General features: G+C 69.9%; 15 protein-coding genes and 1 pseudogene. 12 read left to right on the top strand and 4 right to left on the bottom strand.

What is annotated here, in order from left to right; genetic code table 11:
• Positions 1-156 precede the first annotated feature (156 nt).
• Positions 157-2142: a molecular chaperone HtpG gene (htpG, locus tag D7X74_RS28755; RefSeq protein WP_120536200.1), complete on the top strand. Its 1986-nt coding sequence runs from the start codon at positions 157-159 to the stop codon at positions 2140-2142.
• 60 nt (positions 2143-2202) lie between these two features.
• Here htpG and D7X74_RS28750 read toward each other — a convergent pair whose 3' ends face one another.
• The 4 genes from D7X74_RS28750 to D7X74_RS28735 all read right to left on the bottom strand — a co-directional run bounded on the left by D7X74_RS28750 (position 2203) and on the right by D7X74_RS28735 (position 7846).
• Positions 2203-3237: a 2-dehydropantoate 2-reductase gene (locus D7X74_RS28750; protein ID WP_120536203.1), complete on the bottom strand. Its 1035-nt coding sequence runs from the start codon at positions 3235-3237 to the stop codon at positions 2203-2205.
• A gap of 24 nt (positions 3238-3261) precedes the next feature.
• Positions 3262-3915 (bottom strand): CPBP family intramembrane glutamic endopeptidase, encoded by a 654-nt coding sequence (locus tag D7X74_RS28745; RefSeq protein WP_233602297.1) that lies wholly within the window; start codon positions 3913-3915, stop codon positions 3262-3264.
• A gap of 98 nt (positions 3916-4013) precedes the next feature.
• Complete coding sequence (locus D7X74_RS28740; protein ID WP_120536199.1) at positions 4014-6482, bottom strand: S8 family peptidase; 2469 nt, start codon at positions 6480-6482, stop codon at positions 4014-4016.
• Between the two features lie 116 nt (positions 6483-6598).
• Complete coding sequence (locus D7X74_RS28735; protein ID WP_199741919.1) at positions 6599-7846, bottom strand: NAD(P)/FAD-dependent oxidoreductase; 1248 nt, start codon at positions 7844-7846, stop codon at positions 6599-6601.
• Between the two features lie 190 nt (positions 7847-8036).
• Between D7X74_RS28735 and aroF the strand changes: the two genes are divergently transcribed.
• The 11 genes and pseudogenes from aroF to D7X74_RS28680 all read left to right on the top strand — a co-directional run.
• On the top strand, positions 8037-9062 hold the full coding sequence (aroF, locus tag D7X74_RS28730) for a 3-deoxy-7-phosphoheptulonate synthase (protein WP_120536197.1): 1026 nt from the start codon (positions 8037-8039) through the stop codon (positions 9060-9062).
• Positions 9063-9066: 4 nt separating this feature from the next.
• Positions 9067-10083 (top strand): anthranilate phosphoribosyltransferase, encoded by a 1017-nt coding sequence (gene trpD / locus D7X74_RS28725; protein WP_120536196.1) that lies wholly within the window; start codon positions 9067-9069, stop codon positions 10081-10083.
• Complete coding sequence (locus D7X74_RS28720; protein ID WP_120536195.1) at positions 10080-10898, top strand: indole-3-glycerol phosphate synthase TrpC; 819 nt, start codon at positions 10080-10082, stop codon at positions 10896-10898. The genes trpD and D7X74_RS28720 overlap by 4 nt, the downstream gene beginning before the upstream one ends.
• Positions 10895-11545, top strand: coding sequence for a phosphoribosylanthranilate isomerase (locus tag D7X74_RS28715; protein ID WP_120536194.1), 651 nt, complete (start codon positions 10895-10897; stop codon positions 11543-11545). Before D7X74_RS28720 ends, D7X74_RS28715 begins: the two co-directional genes overlap by 4 nt.
• 147 nt (positions 11546-11692) lie before the next feature.
• The gene (locus D7X74_RS28710; protein ID WP_120536201.1) at positions 11693-12007 is read left to right on the top strand and encodes a hypothetical protein; all 315 of its coding nucleotides are present in this window, start codon (positions 11693-11695) and stop codon (positions 12005-12007) included.
• The gene (locus tag D7X74_RS28705; protein WP_120536193.1) at positions 12004-12381 is read left to right on the top strand and encodes a DUSAM domain-containing protein; all 378 of its coding nucleotides are present in this window, start codon (positions 12004-12006) and stop codon (positions 12379-12381) included. The genes D7X74_RS28710 and D7X74_RS28705 overlap by 4 nt, the downstream gene beginning before the upstream one ends.
• 209 nt (positions 12382-12590) lie before the next feature.
• Positions 12591-13796, top strand: a complete 1206-nt coding sequence (gene trpB / locus D7X74_RS28700; protein ID WP_120536192.1) for a tryptophan synthase subunit beta — start codon at positions 12591-12593, stop codon at positions 13794-13796.
• Positions 13793-14584 carry a tryptophan synthase subunit alpha gene (gene trpA / locus D7X74_RS28695; protein ID WP_120536191.1) on the top strand — a complete coding sequence of 264 codons (792 nt, stop codon included), beginning with the start codon at positions 13793-13795 and terminating at the stop codon, positions 14582-14584. Before trpB ends, trpA begins: the two co-directional genes overlap by 4 nt.
• 207 nt (positions 14585-14791) lie before the next feature.
• A pseudogene (locus tag D7X74_RS45350) lies at positions 14792-14908 on the top strand (IS5/IS1182 family transposase); the annotation flags it as partial.
• 291 nt (positions 14909-15199) lie between these two features.
• Positions 15200-15610, top strand: coding sequence for a hypothetical protein (locus D7X74_RS42715; RefSeq protein ID WP_120583735.1), 411 nt, complete (start codon positions 15200-15202; stop codon positions 15608-15610).
• 381 nt (positions 15611-15991) lie between these two features.
• On the top strand, positions 15992-16228 hold a 237-nt coding region (locus tag D7X74_RS28680), incomplete at its 3' end, for a GNAT family N-acetyltransferase (RefSeq protein WP_147446706.1).

Genomic DNA, 16228 nt, shown 5'->3' with positions numbered 1-16228 from the left:
GGGTGCGGGACTTGGACTTGGCCATGCCCCCTCCCTACCCCAACCCGGCCGCCCCTCCCAGAGAAGGGTGTGGGTGGATTCCCTCTTCTCGACAAGCCGGCCGGCATGGTTATGGGGAAGGGTATTGGCGCGGTTCGTCAGCGCCCGGAGGCCTTCATGTCCGCAGAGACCCACCCCCAGCGGGAAACCCATTCGTTCCAGGCGGAGATCCAGCAACTGCTGAGCCTGGTCATCAATTCGCTCTACAGCCACCAGGAGATCTTCCTGCGCGAGCTGGTGTCCAACGCGTCCGACGCGCTGGACAAGCTGCGCTTCCGCTCCATCACGGAGCCGGAGCTGCTCAAGGACGAGCCGGCGCTGGAGCTGCGCATCATCCCGGACGCCGACAAGGGCACCCTCACCATCGAGGACACCGGCATCGGCATGACGCACGACGAGCTGGTGAAGAACCTGGGCACCATCGCGCACTCCGGTTCGCGCGAGTTCCTCCAGGCGCTGGCGCAGAAGGGCCAGAAGGACATGCAGCTCATCGGCCAGTTCGGCGTGGGCTTCTACAGCGCGTACCTGGTCGCTGACCGCGTGGACGTGGTGAGCCGCGCCGCGGGTGAGAGCACCGCGTGGCGCTGGGCGTCGGAGGCGCACGGCACGTTCACCGTGGAGCCCGCGGAGAAGGCCACGCGCGGCACCGCCATCACGCTGCACCTGAAGGCGGACCAGAAGGAGTTCCTGGACGAGTGGAAGCTGCGCCAGCTCATCACCCAGTACTCCGACTACGTCGGCCACCCCATCAAGCTCCAGGTGACCAAGCACGTGGGCAGTGGGGAGACCCAGGCCACGGAGACCGCGCTGGAGGTGGTGAACAAGGCGAGCGCCCTGTGGCAGCGCTCGAAGTCGGAGATCACCGACGAGCAGTACCAGGAGTTCTACAAGCACCTGACGCACGACTACGACCAGCCGCTGGCGTGGACGCACTTCAAGGCGGACGGCACGCAGCAGTTCACGGGCCTTCTCTTCGTGCCCAAGCACCCGCCGTTCGATTTGAACTCGCAGCAGCAGCGCGGGGTGCGGCTGTTCGTCAAGCGCGTGTTCATCATGGACCGCTGCGAGGACCTGGTGCCGCAGTGGCTGCGCTTCGTGCGCGGCGTCATCGACTCGGATGACCTGCCGCTCAACGTGTCGCGTGAGATGTTGCAGGACTCGGCGGTGGTGCGCTCCATCCGCAAGCACGTGGTGAAGAAGTCCCTGGACCTGCTGGAGAAGATGGCCAAGGACAAGCCGGACGACTACCGCACGTTCTGGGAGTCCTTCGGCACGGTGGTGAAGGAAGGCCTGACGCTGGAGACGGAGTACCGCGAGAAGCTGGGCGCGCTGGTGCGCTACGAGTCCTCCCGCGAGGAGGGGCTCACGTCGCTGGCGGACTACGTCGCGCGCATGAAGGAGGGCCAGGAGGCCATCTACTACGTCTACGGCGAGAGCCGGCGGGCGGTGGCGGACAGCCCCCACCTGGAGTCGCTGAAGAAGCGCGGCTACGAGGTGCTCTTCATGACGGACCCGGTGGACGAGTGGGCCGCGCAGGGCCTGCGCGACTTCCAGGGCAAGCCGCTGGTCTCCGCGCTCAACGCGGACCTGAAGCTCCAGTCCACGGAGGAGGAGAAGAAGGAGAAGGAGCAGCACTCCGAAGGGCTCAAGGGCCTCACGGACCGGATGAAGGACGTGCTGCGCGAGGACGTGCGCGAGGTGCGCGTGTCGGACCGCCTCACGGACTCACCGGTGTGCCTGGTGGTGTCCGAGGGCGGCTCGCCGGCCTACCTGGAGCGCCTGCTGAAGGAGCGCGGCAAGGGGATGCCGCGCGTCAAGCGCATCCTGGAGGTCAACCCCAAGCACCCGGTCATCGAGCACCTGCGCGGCCTCATCGCCCGGGACCCGTCCCTACCGCAGGTGAGCGAGTGGATTGAGCTGCTGCACGACCAGGCGCTGCTCACCGAGGGCAGCCCGCTGAGCGATCCGAACCGCTTCGCGCGGCGGATGACGGCGCTGCTCACGCAGCTGGCCACGTCCGGCGCGGGCAACGGCATTCCGGACGCGTCGCAGGTGCCGCCCCCCGCGGCCACCGCCGCGGCGACGCCGGCGCAGTCGAGCTGAGTTGGGAGCACGCGGTCATCGCCGGGGGACGTCCTCCCGGCGATGGCCGTGCGGCAAGAGTCAGGCCCCCTTCGAGACATCCACCCGCATCAGCTCCGCGAGCAGGGCCTCGCCAGTCCACGCGCGGCGCGGTCCGGCCTCCGCCTCATGGACGAGCTCCACCAGACGGGAGTTCACCGGCGCGGCCCCCCGGTGCTGGAGGGCCAGCCGGACGACCTCGCCGTTGAGGTAGTCCACCTCCGTCTTGCGGCCCGCGCGCAGGTCGTCCTGCATCGACGAGCGCGCCTTCGGATCAATGGCCAGCATCTTCTTCGCGAGCACGGCGAACACCGCATCCGGCATCCCCAGCAGGCGCGGAATCCAGTGCGGCGGCAGGGGCGTGAGCTTCGCAGGCTTCACCTTGGCCACGTCCAGCACCGCCAGGGCCTCGCGCTGCGCGAGCGCCACGCAGCGCCGCCACGCGCGCTGGGACAGCTCCTCCTTCAGCGGCAGGTCGGCCAGGGCGTTGATGGCGTTGTTGAGGTTGAGCAGGAGCTTCGCCCACTGCACCGCGCCGATGTCCACATGCTGCTTCAGCGGCAGCCCCGCACCGCCGAAGGCCGCCAGATAGGGCGCGAGCAGCGCGTGCTGCTCCACCTCCAGCGTGCCCTCGGAGCCCGCGTGGAAGGCGCCCTGCCCTTGCGCCGCGACGTTGAAGGGCACCATGCCGGTGAGCACCGTGTGGCCGGGCAGCAGGTCGCGCAGCACCTGTGCGTTGTGCAGACCGTTCTGGAAGCTGATGACGCTGGCCCCGGCCTTGAGCCGTGACGCGAGCGTGCGCCCCGCCTCCTCCGTCGCCGCGGACTTCACCGTGACGAGCACCAGGTCCGCCGTGGCCAGCGCCTCCTGCCCTGTGTCGATGCGCACCTGCGACGCGGGCACCTTCAGGTCGGCGCCACGCCAGTCCGTCAGGTGCAGGCCGTGGGAGCGGACCTCCGCCACCACGCGCTCACGACCGATGAAGCGCACCGGGGCGCCCTTCGCGGCGAGCCGACCACCGACGTAGCAGCCGATGCTGCCCGCGCCGAAGACGCAGATTTCAGGGGACGAGGCCATGGACACGAAGTCTGTCACGCGAACTCACGTCGCGGGCAACAGCACGACGATGAGCACGTCCCACAGTGCATGGCTCAACCATGAGGCCATGGGCGTGCGGCGCCACTCGGCCAGGGCGCCCCAGGCGAGCGATGTGGGCAGCGCGGCCAGCGCCAGCAGCGGCTCCCCGAAGACGAGCAGCGCGAGGCTGGACAGCACCGCCGACCCGGCCACCGCGCCCCACCGCCCCAGGCGAGGACGCAGCGTCCCCTGCACCAGCCCCCGCCAGAACAACTCCTCCGCGGGCACCAGCAGCAACACCAGGGCCAGCGCCGTGCTCCAGGAGCCCGTGCCGAACGTGGCGTAGACCGCGTGCAGGGGCTCGCAGAGCGCGTCGGTGAAGCCGCCACAGAAGGCCCACAGGAACACGCGCGCGCCGACGTACAGCACCACCGCCTGGGCCACGCTCCACGCGGCATCTGGAAGCGACAGGCCCGGGAGCGGCCTTTGCCAGAGGCCCATCGCCCGCCACGTCACCGCGAGCCAGACGGCGCAGAACCCGGAGGCGACGGCGAAGAAGAACGGCGGGTGCGCGTGCACCAGCGCCGTCCAGGCCAGCACCCCCACCGTGGCCGCGGCCCGCCAGAGAGGCAGGGCCGCATCACCGGTCGGAGCAGGAACAGCGGGAGGAAGCGTCATCGCCCCGGCAGCGTACCCCGGAGCGGCGCAACCTCCCCGGGTCTCGGGAGGGAGGGCCCGCTCACGCGCGCACCGCCTCCCCGAGTCCGGACCTCACGTCACATCGGGAGACACGCACCACTGCCCGAACCGTCGTCGGCGCACCGGTAGCCGGTGCGGCACGTGCCCTGCCCCCCTCCGGACGTCGGCGTGCAGTTGACGAAGCAGTAGGCGCGGGTCTTGTCGCCGGTGATGTAGCAGGCGGTTCCCGACGGGCAGCTCGACGTCAGGCACCCCTGGGAGCAGTAGCCGCCCGGGAAGCCCACGCCCGTGAGGCACTCGCCTTCCGCGCCGCACGCGCTGCTGCTGGTGCAGGCATCGCCCACCTCCGAGGTGGGCTCGTCGTCCTCGTCCGACTGGTAGGGCACCAGGGTGAAGCTGATGCCCGTGGTCTTCGTCCCCTTGGTGACCTCCACGGTCTCCACCTGGGTGGTGTCGCGCCAGAAGCCCACGCGGTCGCCATCGTCGAAGTATTCGCCCTCGCCGGTGTCGTCGATGGACGCCAGCACCAGGTACTCGTGCGGGGTGAGCTTCGTGGTGTAGCTGTAGCCACCCGACCCGGACACCGTGCCGATGCCGTCGTCGTCGATCTGCACCTCACCCGCCGCATCCAGGTAGGCGAAGGCGATGACGGCGTCCTTGCCGCTGGTGGCGCCCACGCGGAACTTCACCAGCACCTGCGCGGTGCCCGCGCCCGAAGCGCCGGTGAGGTCGAGCTGCGCCACGTAGCTGCCCGCCGCCAGCGAGCCCGGATTGACGCTCACGTTCAGCGTCGCGGACTTGTAGGCGGCGATGCTCAGCGAGGTGCTGGAAACGGAAACCGCGGAGGCATTGGCACCGGAGACGGCGACGCTCACCTGGAGCGTGCCACCACCGTTGTTGCGCACGGACAGCACCTGCGACTCCGCCCCGGTGAGCGAGAGCTGGGTGGTGCTGATGGCGAGCTTCGGAGGCAGGGAGGTGTCGCCACCGCCCTTCGCGCGCAGCACGGCCGCGTACGCATCCACGAGCCCCGCGCCACAGCCCTCGGAGCACTGGCTCGTCGCGTCCGCCGTGTCCTTCAAGATGGCCTCCACCTCCTGGGACGTGAGGGTGGGGTCCTGCGCCAGCATCAGCGCGACGATGCCCGCGACATGCGGGGTGGCCATGCTGGTGCCCTGATACCAGTCGTACGAAGCCTTGCCGGTGCTGTCGGGCAGGGTGGACAGCACGCCGTCCGGGAAGCCGTCGCCGTTGCGGTCCTCGCTCGTCTGGCCGCCAGCGGCCATGATGTCCACCTGCGGGCCGTAGTTGGAGTAGCTGGCGCGCTTGCCGTTGAAGCGCACCGCGCCCACGCAGATGACGTTCTGCAGGTTGCACGGGAAGCTGTTGGCGGTGGTCGTGTTCTCGTTGCCGGCGGCGACCACGAAGATGGATCCGCGGTTCACCGCGGAGTTCACGGTGTCCTGGAGCGCCTGCGACGGAGACCCGTTGCCGCCCAGGCTCATGTTGATGACCCGCGCCCGGTTGGCGTTGGGCGTCACGCCGGGGACGTTGCCACCGCTCGCCCAGTTCATGCCCGCGACGATGTCCGCCAGCGAGCCGCCCTGCGTGCCCAGCACGCGCACCGGGACGAGGTTCTGGCCCGACCAGGTGACACCCGCCGCGCCCATGCCGTTGTTGGACGACGCGCCGATGGTCCCCGCCACGTGCGTGCCGTGGTACGACGAGCCCCCGTTGGGCAGGTCCTTGCCCTCGTCCTTCGGGTTGGAGTCCACGCCGTTGCCGTCACCCGCGTTGGGGACCTCGGAGATGAGGTCGATGCCCGGGAGCAGACGCGCTCTCAGGTCCGGGTGGTCGGTGCTGCCGGTGTCCAGCACCGCGACGACGATGGACGCACTGCCCGTGCCCAGGTCCCACGCCGCCGGCAGGTTCATCTTCGCGTAGTGCCACTGGCGCGAATAGAGCGGGTCGTTGGGAACGGCGAGGGCCCGCACCCGCACGTTGCTCTCCGCGTACTTCACGCCCGGCACGGCCTGGACCTTCTGGAGCACGCGCACGTGCTCGGCCTCGGTGAGGGCGCGCACGTTGGAGACGCCGCTGGCCATCGCCTGCGGCTGGCGGACCTCGAAGCGCAGCAGGTGCAGGGTGTCGCTCAGGTAGGCCTGGTGCTCGACGTGGTAGCCCTCCACGCGCGCCTGGGCCACGGCTTCCTCGGCGGACAGGCCGGGCGTGTCGAAGCGCACGATGAGCTGTCCGGGCAGCAGGGACGACTCCCGGGTCAGCGGCTTGGACGGGATGCCCGTGCGCCACACGCCCTTCGCGGCGAGCGCGCGGGAGACCATCGCGGGGAGGTTCTTCGCGTTGGGCAGGGAGAAGAACGCATCCAGCGACGACGGGCTGCTCACCGAGGAGGAGCCCGCCTGGAACGGTTGCAAGGTGCCTTCGACGGTTCCCTTCGTCGTAAGGATGTCGTCATCATCGTCGTCATCGGTGCCATTGCAGGCCACGAGACCGAGCATCCCCAGCAGGGCAAGACGGCGGAACATGAATGGGTCCTTGGACTAGGAGTGTGTCTGTCCGACCCTAGGTCCGCTGCGGGCAGTGCGTCCAGCCGCCATTCGCCTGCCCGGCCGGTCACTCCGGCGGGGCCTTGATGAAGCGCCTACCGCCCCAGGTCCAGCAACACCGCCTCCGCCGCGCGGCGCCCCGACGTGAGCGCTCCGTCGATGGAGGCGTTCTCGCGGTGGTCCCCGCACACGTAGAGCCCCGCGGCCAGCCGCACGGGCCGGTGTGGCTCCACCAGCGCGGACGGGGTCTGCACGGGCAGCGCGTCCGGAATCACATACGTGCGCAGGTGCCGCCACGCGGACACCGCCGCGCCGAACCATTCCGTCATTTGCGCGCGCACGCGGGCCTCCAGCCCGTCCGCGTCGCCCCCGTCGTCCACCACCGACACGGACACCAGGGCATGTCCCTTCGGCGCGTACGCGGGGGACACCTCGCTCATCACCGCCACGTTGTTCACCGGTCCCGTGCCCTCGCCGTTGAGCAGGAGCCACGGACCTTCCACCGGCGGCTCCGGCGCGGCGAAGTAGAGGCACGTCACCCGGTTCATCCTCGGCGCCGGCATGCCCAGCAGCAGCGACGCCGCCGTGCCGGGGTCGGTCGCCACCACCACCGCGTCCGCATGCACCATCTCGCCGTCCTCCAGGCGCACGCGGTGGCCCCAGACCTCGGCCACGCGCACCTTCATCCGCAGCGCCCCCGACGGCAGCTTCGCCGCGAGCTGCTCCGGGATGGCCCCCATGCCCCGCTCCGGCACCACCGTGTGCCCCCGCGAGAACATCCGGAACACGAACTCCAGCATCCGGCTGGATGTCGACAGCTCGCGCTCCAGGAAGATGCCGCCGAAGAACGGGCGCAGGAACGCGTCGATCATCTCCTCGGAGAAGCCCAGGTCGCGCAGGAAGCGCAGCGAGTCCTGCTGCGGCCGCTGCCACAGGTCCCCCAGCTCCCCCGACGTCGCGTGCTGTCGCAATTCCAGCACGCGCAGCTTGTCCAACAGTCCCCCCACGGGCTCGAACAGGTGCGACACCGCTTCCACCGGGTGCCGCAGGGGGTCCGCCAGCGTGTGCAATCGCCCACCCCGCCACACCTTCGCGCCCGGGATGAAACGACGGGGTGACAAGGCCTTCACGTCGAGCACGCGCTGACCTTCCGGGTAGGCCGTGAGGTACACTTGGAAGCCCCGGTCCAGCAGGAAGCCCTCGTGCGCGTCGGTGCGCACCCGACCGCCCGGCGCATCCCCGGCTTCGAGCACGTGGACCTCCACCCGTGCCTCGCGCAGGGCCTTCGCGCAGGCGAGCCCCGCGAGTCCCGCGCCCACGACGATGACCCCAGGCTTCGTCACGGTCTTCCTCCAGTCCAGCGAGCGTGCGGACCCTGGCTTGTAAACGCCAGGACGTGCAAGCAAGACTCCGGGCCGGTTGCGGGCATCCGACAGTTATTGCAAACGTTTCCCCCGTGCCCGATTCCCCAAGCACACCCCACACCGGCATCGGCCGGTGTGCCCTCCGGAGAAGAAAGAGCAGGAGCACCCCATGTTGATCGTGATGCGCCCAGACGCGACGGAACAGGACATCGAGCGAGTGAACGATGAGATCCGCCGCCGTGGCTGGCATCCGCACGCGATCGCAGGCGGCTCCCGCACGGCCATCGGCATCACCGGCAACCCTGGCGCCGTGGAGCCGGAGCCCTTCCGGGTGCTGCCCGGCGTCGCGGACGCGGTCGCCATCTCCCAGCCGTTCAAGCTGGTCAGCCGCGAGGTGAAGCCCGACGACAGCATCGTGCGCGTGGGTGACCTGAACATTGGCGGCGCGGCCATCCACGTCATCGCGGGCCCCTGCTCCGTGGAGTCGCGCGAGCAGATCGTCTCCACCGCGCACGCGGTCAAGAAGGCGGGCGCCACCATGCTGCGCGGCGGGGCGTTCAAGCCCCGCACCAGCCCCTATGAGTTCCAGGGCCTCAAGGGTGACGGCCTCGCGCTGCTCGCGGAGGCGCGCAAGGAGACGGGCCTGCTGGTGACCACGGAGGTGAAGGACACCGCCACCCTGGCCGCCGTCGCGGAGCACACCGACATCCTCCAGGTGGGCGCGCGCAACATGCAGAACTTCAGCCTGCTGGAAGCGGTGGGCGAAACGCGCAAGCCGGTGCTGCTCAAGCGCGGCATCAGCGCCACCATCAAGGAACTGCTGATGGCGGCCGAGTACATCGTCGCGCGCGGCAACACCCAGGTCATCCTCTGCGAGCGCGGCATCCGCACGTTCGAGAACATGACGCGCAACACGTTGGACCTGAACGCCATCCCCATGCTGAAGGCGCTGACGCACCTGCCGGTGTTCGTGGACCCCTCCCACGGCATCGGCGTGCGCAAGGCGGTGCCGGCGATGATGCGGGCGGCCATCGCCGCGGGCGCCGACGGCATCATCGTGGAGGTGCACCCGGATCCGCCGCGCGCCAAATCGGACGGCTTCCAGTCGCTGGACTTCTCCGAGTTCGAGAAGGCCATGGGCGAGGTGCGCGCCATCGCCCAGGCGATGGGACGCGAAGTGGTCCGGTTGGGATAGCGCGATGACACTCAAGGAAGCGCTGGGCAGGGTGGTGGGCCGGCGCGACCTCTCCCGCGAGGAGATGGCCTCGGTGATGGGCCAGATGCTCGCGGGCGAGGCCTCCGCCGCGCAGGTGGGGGCGCTGGCCGCCGCATTGCGGATGAAGGGTGAGACCGAGGACGAAATCCTCGGGGCCGCGGAGGCCATGCGGGCCTGCGCGGCGCGCATCTCGCCCGTGGCGGAGGTGGTGCTCGACACCTGCGGCACGGGCGGTGATGGGGCGCACACCTTCAACATCTCCACCGCGGTGGCCTTCGTGGCCGCCGGGGCGGGAGTGACCGTGGCCAAGCACGGCAACCGCGCGGTCTCCAGCCGCTGCGGCAGCGCGGACGTGCTCGCGGCGCTGGGTGTGTCCATGGAGCGGGCGCACGCGCAGGTGACGCGCGACATCGATGAACACGGGGTGGGCTTCCTCTTCGCGCCCTCGCACCACAGCGCCCTGAAGCACGTGGCGCAGGCGCGAAGGGACCTGGGCTTCCACAGCGTGTTCAACCTGCTGGGGCCGCTGACGAACCCGGCGGGAGCGCGCTACCAGTTGCTGGGCACGTTCGACCGGCAGCGCGTGGAGCAGACCGCGCGGGTGCTGGGGCGACTGGGAAGCCGCCGCGCCTGGGTGGTGCATGGCCACGACGGGCTGGATGAAATCTCCCCCTGCGCGCCCACGGAGGTCGCGGAGCTGCGCGCGGATGGCACCGTGCACCGCTTCACCGTGACGCCGGAGGACGCGGGCCTGGCCACCATCTCGCGGGACGCCATCGCGGGAGGTGACGCGGAGGAGAACGCGGGCAAGCTGCGAGCCCTGCTCGCGGGCGAGAAGAACGGCATCCGCACGGCGGTGCTGCTCAACGCGGCCGCCGCGCTGCTGGTCGTCGGGTTGGTGGACACGCTGAAGGCCGGCGTGAAGAAGGCGGAGCACGCCATCGACTCCGGGGCCGCCGAACGCAAGCTGGTCGCGCTCATCGAAAAGGTGGCCGCATGACGACCGCATCTTCCGCCGCGAAGCCCTCCGAAGCCCCTGGCACGCTGGACGTCATCATGGCGCGCAAGCGCCGGGAGCTGGGCACCCGCCCTGCCCCGACGCACGGCGCGCAGCCCCCGACGCGGGACTTCGCGCAGGCGCTGGTGCGGCGCGTGCCCGGACATCCGGTCAACGTCATCGCGGAGGTGAAGCGCAAGAGCCCGTCGGGCGGCGCCTTCCCGCATGCGGACGTGGTCGCGGTGGCGCGTGCCTATGAAGCCGCGGGCGCCTGCGCCATCAGCGTGCTCACGGACGGGCCGGACTTCGGTGGCGACCTGGAGGACCTGGTCGCGGTCCGGGCCGCCCTCGCCATCCCGGTGCTGCGCAAGGACTTCCTCGTCGCCGCGAGCGAAGTGGAGGAGAGCACGGCCTGGGGCGCGGACGCGGTGCTGCTCATCGCGGATGCGCTGGAGGACAGCGTGCTGCGCGAGATGGTGGCCGCCGCGAAGCAATTCCGCGTGGCCGCCCTCGTGGAGGCCCACACGGCGGAACATGCCGAGCGCGCGCTCGCCGCGGGGGCGCGCATCGTGGGCCTCAACAACCGCAACCTCGCCACGCTGAAGACGGACACGGGCACGGCGCTCCGGGTGATGCCCGCGCTGCGCTCCCGGTCCACGGCGCTGGTCGCGGAGAGCGGCCTCAAGACCCTCGCGGACCTCACCGCCGCGCGCGATGCGGGCGCCGACGCCGTGCTGGTGGGCGAATCGCTCCTGCGCGACGCTGACCCCGGCCGGGCCCTGCGCAGGTTGCTCGGCCTGGAAGGTGGAGGCGCATGAACGTCACCGTGAAGGTCTGTGGCGTGACGCGCCTGGAGGACGCGCGGGGCGTGTGGTCAGCCGGCGCGGACGCGATGGGGCTCAACTTCCATCCAGGCTCCCCGCGCTTCGTGGACGTGGCCACGGCGGCGGCGCTCTCCCGCACGCGGCCTCCGTTGGGCGCGGTGGTGGGCGTGTTCGTCAACGCGAAGCCGGACGACATCCGGCTGCGCGTGCGCGAGTGCGGCCTCACGGCGGTGCAGCTCCACGGCGACGAGCCGCCCGAGGCCTGCGCCGGCTACGGCGTGCCCGTCATCAAGGCGTTGCGGGTGCGCGGGCCCGAAGACGTGGCGCGCGCCCGGGCCTACGTGGGCGTGGGTGATGTCGCGGGGCTGCTGCTGGACGGCGCGGCCCCGGGCTATGGCGGCGGCGGCGTCACCTTCGACTGGTCACTGGTGGCACGACTGGCGGACTGCGGCGCGCCGGTGCTGGTGGCGGGCGGCCTCAAGCCGTCCAACGTGGTCGAGGCCGTGAAGGCCACCCGGCCCTACGGTGTGGATGTGGCCAGTGGGGTGGAGTCGGCCCCTGGCATCAAGGACCTGGACGCGGTGCGCGCCTTCGTGCGCGCGGTCAGGTCTCTCAACCTCTGGGTCGAGGGCGCACCGTAACCCCTCTCATCTCCCCTTCCGGGTGAGCAAACCCGTCGGCATCACGCTGTATCGTCGGACTCCATGAGAGCTCCGAGCGCCGTCTCCTGGCGACACCACCTTGCGCCCATCCTCGCGGCCCTCGGTCTGGGATGCGCCACCATCGCCATGGACACCGAGACGGACTGCATCCAGCGCCACCCCGGCTTGCCGGAGGCATGCGGCCTCACGACCTCAGAAGCCGCCGCCATCATGGCCGCGAGCGTCGGCGCCACCGGTACGCATGTTGGCTCAGGCGCGGAAGAGTACGACGACGCACACAACACCAACGTTCTGGACTGGAAACGACGGTGCATCCGACTGTACGGGGACTGCCAGACGCAGGACTGGATACGGAAGAAGCGCTGCTTCGCGTGCTTCGAGGACTGCACCGGACAGCATGAATGGCCGCTCGACCAGTGCCGACCGAAAGACGGGCGATGACGACGACGGAAGATGGACCCGACTGGGACCCGATACGCGCGCTCGCGCGGCAAGTCCTCCGCCAGGGAGCACCGCTGGTGCTCACCGACGACGTGCGCGGCCTCTTGCGACGCACGGCGCGCGAAGTGGCGCTGGACGCCGTCGACGTGAGCACCGACGCCAGCGCGCTCGCGGTGCTGCGCGAGTGCTCGCGGCGCATCACCGAGGGCTCCAACCGGCTGGGGGATGCACTCCACCGGATGTACCGCCACCAGGAGAAAGGTGACTACGACAGCGCACGCCAGGAGATGCGCGATGTGCTGTCCGTCGAAGTGGTGCCCCTGTACCGAGAGATCGCGCAGGGCCAACTGGCCGTCATGGCCAACACGCCGTGATGGACAGGGCGCGGCGCCGCCCCCAGTTCCCAGCACCCGCTCCGTCAGGCCCAGCCCCCTGCAAGCGAGGCAACATCCACTGCGACCTCTGGCCTCTCCCCTGCCAGGAGGACTTGTGCTTCATTCTGTGATCGCACCGCCACCATGAGCCGCGCTACCCCACTGCCCATGACACTCTGGCCGACCCTCAAACTGCTTGGAGTAGAGCCATGACGACGGACACGGCCGCGGGCCGCTTTGGCCGCTACGGCGGACGCTATGTGCCGGAGACCCTGGTCCCCGCGCTGATGGAACTGGAAGGGGCGTACGCGGAGGCCCAGCGGGACGCGGCCTTTGGAGAAGAGGTCGCGCGCGTGCTGCGCGAATTCGTGGGCCGGCCCACGATGCTGACGCCCGCGCACCGCCTCACGAAGTCGTGGGGCGGCGCCCAGGTGTGGCTCAAGCGCGAGGACCTGGCGCACACGGGCGCGCATAAAATCAACAACACCGTGGGCCAGGTGCTGCTCGCCCGGCGCATGGGCAAGAAGCGCATCATCGCGGAGACGGGCGCGGGCCAGCACGGCGTGGCCACCGCCACCGCGTGCGCGCTCTTCGGCCTGCCCTGCGAGGTGTTCATGGGCGCACTGGACGTGGAGCGCCAGGCGCTCAACGTCTTCCGCATGCGCGCGCTGGGCGCGGTGGTGCGGCCGGTGGAGTCGGGCTCGCGCACGCTGAAGGACGCGATGAACGAGGCCATGCGCGTCTGGGTTTCGCAGGTGGAGGACACCTACTACGTCATCGGCAGCGCGGCCGGTCCGCACCCCTACCCCACCATCGTGCGCGACTTCCAGGCCATCATCGGCAAGGAGATCCGCGCGCAGACGCAGGCCGCCATCGGCCGGCTGCCGGACGCCATCATCGCGTGCGTGGGCGGCGGCTCGAACGCCATCGGCGCGCTGCACCCGTTCATCCCGGACACGTCGGTGCGACTCGTCGGCGTGGAGGCCGCGGGCCACGGACTCCAGTCCGGCCAGCACGGCGCGTCGCTGACGCTGGGCACGGAGGGCGTGCTGCACGGCTCGCGCTCGTTGGTGCTGCAGGACGAGAACGGACAGATTCAAGAGGCACACAGCATCTCCGCCGGCCTGGACTACCCGGGCGTGGGGCCGGAGCTGGCGCACCTGGCGAAGACGGGCCGCATGGAGGTGCGCACCGCGACGGACGACGACGCCCTGTCCGCCTTCTACGAGGTGGCGCGCACGGAGGGCATCCTCCCCGCGCTGGAGACGTCGCACGCCTTCGCGGCGGCGCGCTCCCTGGCCCGGGACATGGGCAAGGGGCAGCATCTGGTCATCAACTGCTCGGGACGCGGCGACAAGGACGTGGCGACCATCTCCGCGCGCGGCGTGCCTCCGGCGACTGGGGTGAAGTCATGAGCACGGAACTGGGCAAGGCGTTCGCACGGGCGAAGGCCCGGGGCGAGGGCGCACTGGTGGCCTACGCGATGGCGGGCGACCCCGACCTCGCGCGGTCGGTGGACGTGTTCGCCGCCATGGTGGAGGGCGGCGCGGACGTGCTGGAGATTGGCGTGGCGTTCAGCGACCCCATCGCGGACGGGCCCGTCATCCAGGCCGCGTCGGAGCGGGCGCTGAAGGCGGGCGCCACGCTGCGCCGCGTGCTGGACGAAGTGGTGCCGGAGGTGCGCCGCCGCTGCCCGGAGACACCGCTGGTCATCATGACGTACGTCAACGTGGTGATGGCCATGGGCGAGGCGCGCTACGCGAAGCTCGCGCGCGAGCGGGGCATCTCGGGCACCATCCTCCCGGACCTCCCGCCCGAGGAGAGCGCCGCCCTGCGCGCCGCGTTCGACGCGGAAGGCGTGGACCTCATCCCACTGTGCGCGCCCACGACACCGCCCGCGCGCGCGGAGGGCATCGCGAAGGATGCGCGAGGCTTCGTCTATTGCGTGTCCGTCGCGGGCGTCACCGGCATGCGCGCCGAGCTGCCTCCGAACCTGTCCGAGCGGTTGGACCTGGTGCGCAGGGCCGCGTCGGTGCCGGTGGTGGCGGGCTTCGGCATCTCCACCGGAGAGCAGGCGAAGTCGCTCGTCGCTCACGCCGACGGCGTCGTGGTGGGCAGCGCCCTGGTGCGCGCCGCGCATTCGGACGGACCCCAGGCGGCGAAGCAGCTCTGCGCGGACATCAAGCGCGGCCTGAAGCGCTGACGGCCGGAAGAAGCGCGGCGTCAACGGACGCCGCGCGCCCGCCGAAGTGCGTTTCTGGAATCTCCCCAAGAACCTGTTTCGGTAGGGAAGGCTGACAGACTCGCGCGGCGTCCCCCCTGAGCCTCGTGGTCGCTTGCGCGCTCCACGCCTGAATCGATTCCTGTCCGAAGGCCCCTGCCGAGTCGGAGCCGTCGCCGTCCCTCGCCACGTTGGGTCGTCGAGCGAACCCACTCCTGGCTCAACCGCTTCCGGCGCCTGTTGGTTCGCCAGGAGAAGCGAGAGGACACCTGCGCAACGAGGCTGCACTTCGCCTTGGGCATCATCACTTCGTTCCATTCGCCCCTACCGAAACAGGCTTTAAAGCCACCAACGCCCCAGCGAAGCAGGCTGATAGCCAAACACAGCATGAATGCGCCTGCTCGCCAGACTGCCCCTCCCCCAAGCAATCACTAACACCAAAACCAAACCCCATAGCGCACCTGGAATTTTCTTTCGCTCCCGCAGGCGCGGCGGATTGAGCCACCCCCACTTGCATAACAATTCAAACCAGACCATAAGGGAATAGACTGATTTCAGGCGAAATCAGCAAATCCACATCCGTTTGGAGAAGCTCCCATGTTGCGTATGTTCTTCATTGCCGCTGCGCTGTTGCTGGGTTCTCTGGTTCCTCAGGAGGCAGCCGCATGTGAAGCCTCGTGCTCAGGCGGCAGCTGCACGGGAACGGGAAGCTGCGGTTGCTCTGGCGGCGAGCCTGTCTGCAAGGACGGTAGCTGTCTGGTTTCCCAGCCCACCTGCTTCGCCTCCGCTGCCGAGAACTCCGAGAAGTTCATCCGCAACGTGGAGGCGCAGCTGGGCGACCAGCTCGCCGTCAGCGAGCTTCGCAAGGCCATTGAAGAAGGGAAGCGGGCCCTCTCCCGTGGTGACAAGGCCGCTCTCGATGCCGCCCGCGCGCGCGCGACGACCGCGCTCCAGTCGCTGACGCCCGAAGAGCAGAAGCTTGTCGGGCAGATCAACGACTCACTGTAATTACCGCCCCCCAGAAGCATCCATTTCGGAGCTTCTGCGCGTCTGGACCCTCACTCCAGAACCGGCCTTGGATACCCCCAACAATCCAAGCCTTGCGCCAGATTGGCGTCGTCACTGAACGAGGGCGGAGCCGGACCGAGGACGGCGAAGCATCTCCGCACTGACATTGAGGGTGGAATGAAGCGTTTGTAGATAGCAGGCGGGGCGCGGCGACCACTCGCGCCGCCCCGTCCTGCGGATCCGGTCGTTGTCGGCGCAGGAGCGGGCGTGTCCACGATGCCCGCATCCTCTTCGTGGTGGGAGCCAGCAGATCGGCTGCCCTCGGAAGCACTGACAGGAGTACGGTCTCCCGCGTCGCAGCACGAACGCCGGAGACCGGACATGCTCACCCTGGGCCCTACCCTCGAAACCCCACGCCTCATCCTGCGTCCTCCCACGCTGCAGGACCTGGATGGCTTCTCCGCGATGATGGCGGATCCGGAGTCCGCCCGCTTCATCGGCGGCCTCCAACCGCGCTCCAATGTGTGGCGGGCGATCTGCACCATGGCCGGCTCGTGGGCGCTCCAGGGCTTCGCCATGTTCTCCGTGTTCGAGAAGTCCACGGGGAAGTGGGTGGGC

Source organism: Corallococcus sp. CA047B, from assembly GCF_003612065.1.
Classification (GTDB): Bacteria; Myxococcota; Myxococcia; order Myxococcales; family Myxococcaceae; genus Corallococcus; species Corallococcus praedator.
Note: the sequence above shows the minus strand (reverse complement) of the source record. Positions and strands in the feature narration are given on the sequence as shown.

Coding starts and splice junctions, on each gene's coding strand:
- htpG (WP_120536200.1), top strand. CDS start 157: ATGTCCGCAGAGACCCACCCCCAGCGGGAAACCCATTCGTTCCAGGCG.
- D7X74_RS28750 (WP_120536203.1), bottom strand. CDS start 3,237: ATGGCCTCGTCCCCTGAAATCTGCGTCTTCGGCGCGGGCAGCATCGGC.
- D7X74_RS28745 (WP_233602297.1), bottom strand. CDS start 3,915: ATGACGCTTCCTCCCGCTGTTCCTGCTCCGACCGGTGATGCGGCCCTG.
- D7X74_RS28740 (WP_120536199.1), bottom strand. CDS start 6,482: ATGTTCCGCCGTCTTGCCCTGCTGGGGATGCTCGGTCTCGTGGCCTGC.
- aroF (WP_120536197.1), top strand. CDS start 8,037: ATGTTGATCGTGATGCGCCCAGACGCGACGGAACAGGACATCGAGCGA.
- trpD (WP_120536196.1), top strand. CDS start 9,067: ATGACACTCAAGGAAGCGCTGGGCAGGGTGGTGGGCCGGCGCGACCTC.
- D7X74_RS28720 (WP_120536195.1), top strand. CDS start 10,080: ATGACGACCGCATCTTCCGCCGCGAAGCCCTCCGAAGCCCCTGGCACG.
- D7X74_RS28715 (WP_120536194.1), top strand. CDS start 10,895: ATGAACGTCACCGTGAAGGTCTGTGGCGTGACGCGCCTGGAGGACGCG.
- D7X74_RS28710 (WP_120536201.1), top strand. CDS start 11,693: ATGGACACCGAGACGGACTGCATCCAGCGCCACCCCGGCTTGCCGGAG.
- D7X74_RS28705 (WP_120536193.1), top strand. CDS start 12,004: ATGACGACGACGGAAGATGGACCCGACTGGGACCCGATACGCGCGCTC.
- trpB (WP_120536192.1), top strand. CDS start 12,591: ATGACGACGGACACGGCCGCGGGCCGCTTTGGCCGCTACGGCGGACGC.
- trpA (WP_120536191.1), top strand. CDS start 13,793: ATGAGCACGGAACTGGGCAAGGCGTTCGCACGGGCGAAGGCCCGGGGC.
- D7X74_RS42715 (WP_120583735.1), top strand. CDS start 15,200: ATGTTGCGTATGTTCTTCATTGCCGCTGCGCTGTTGCTGGGTTCTCTG.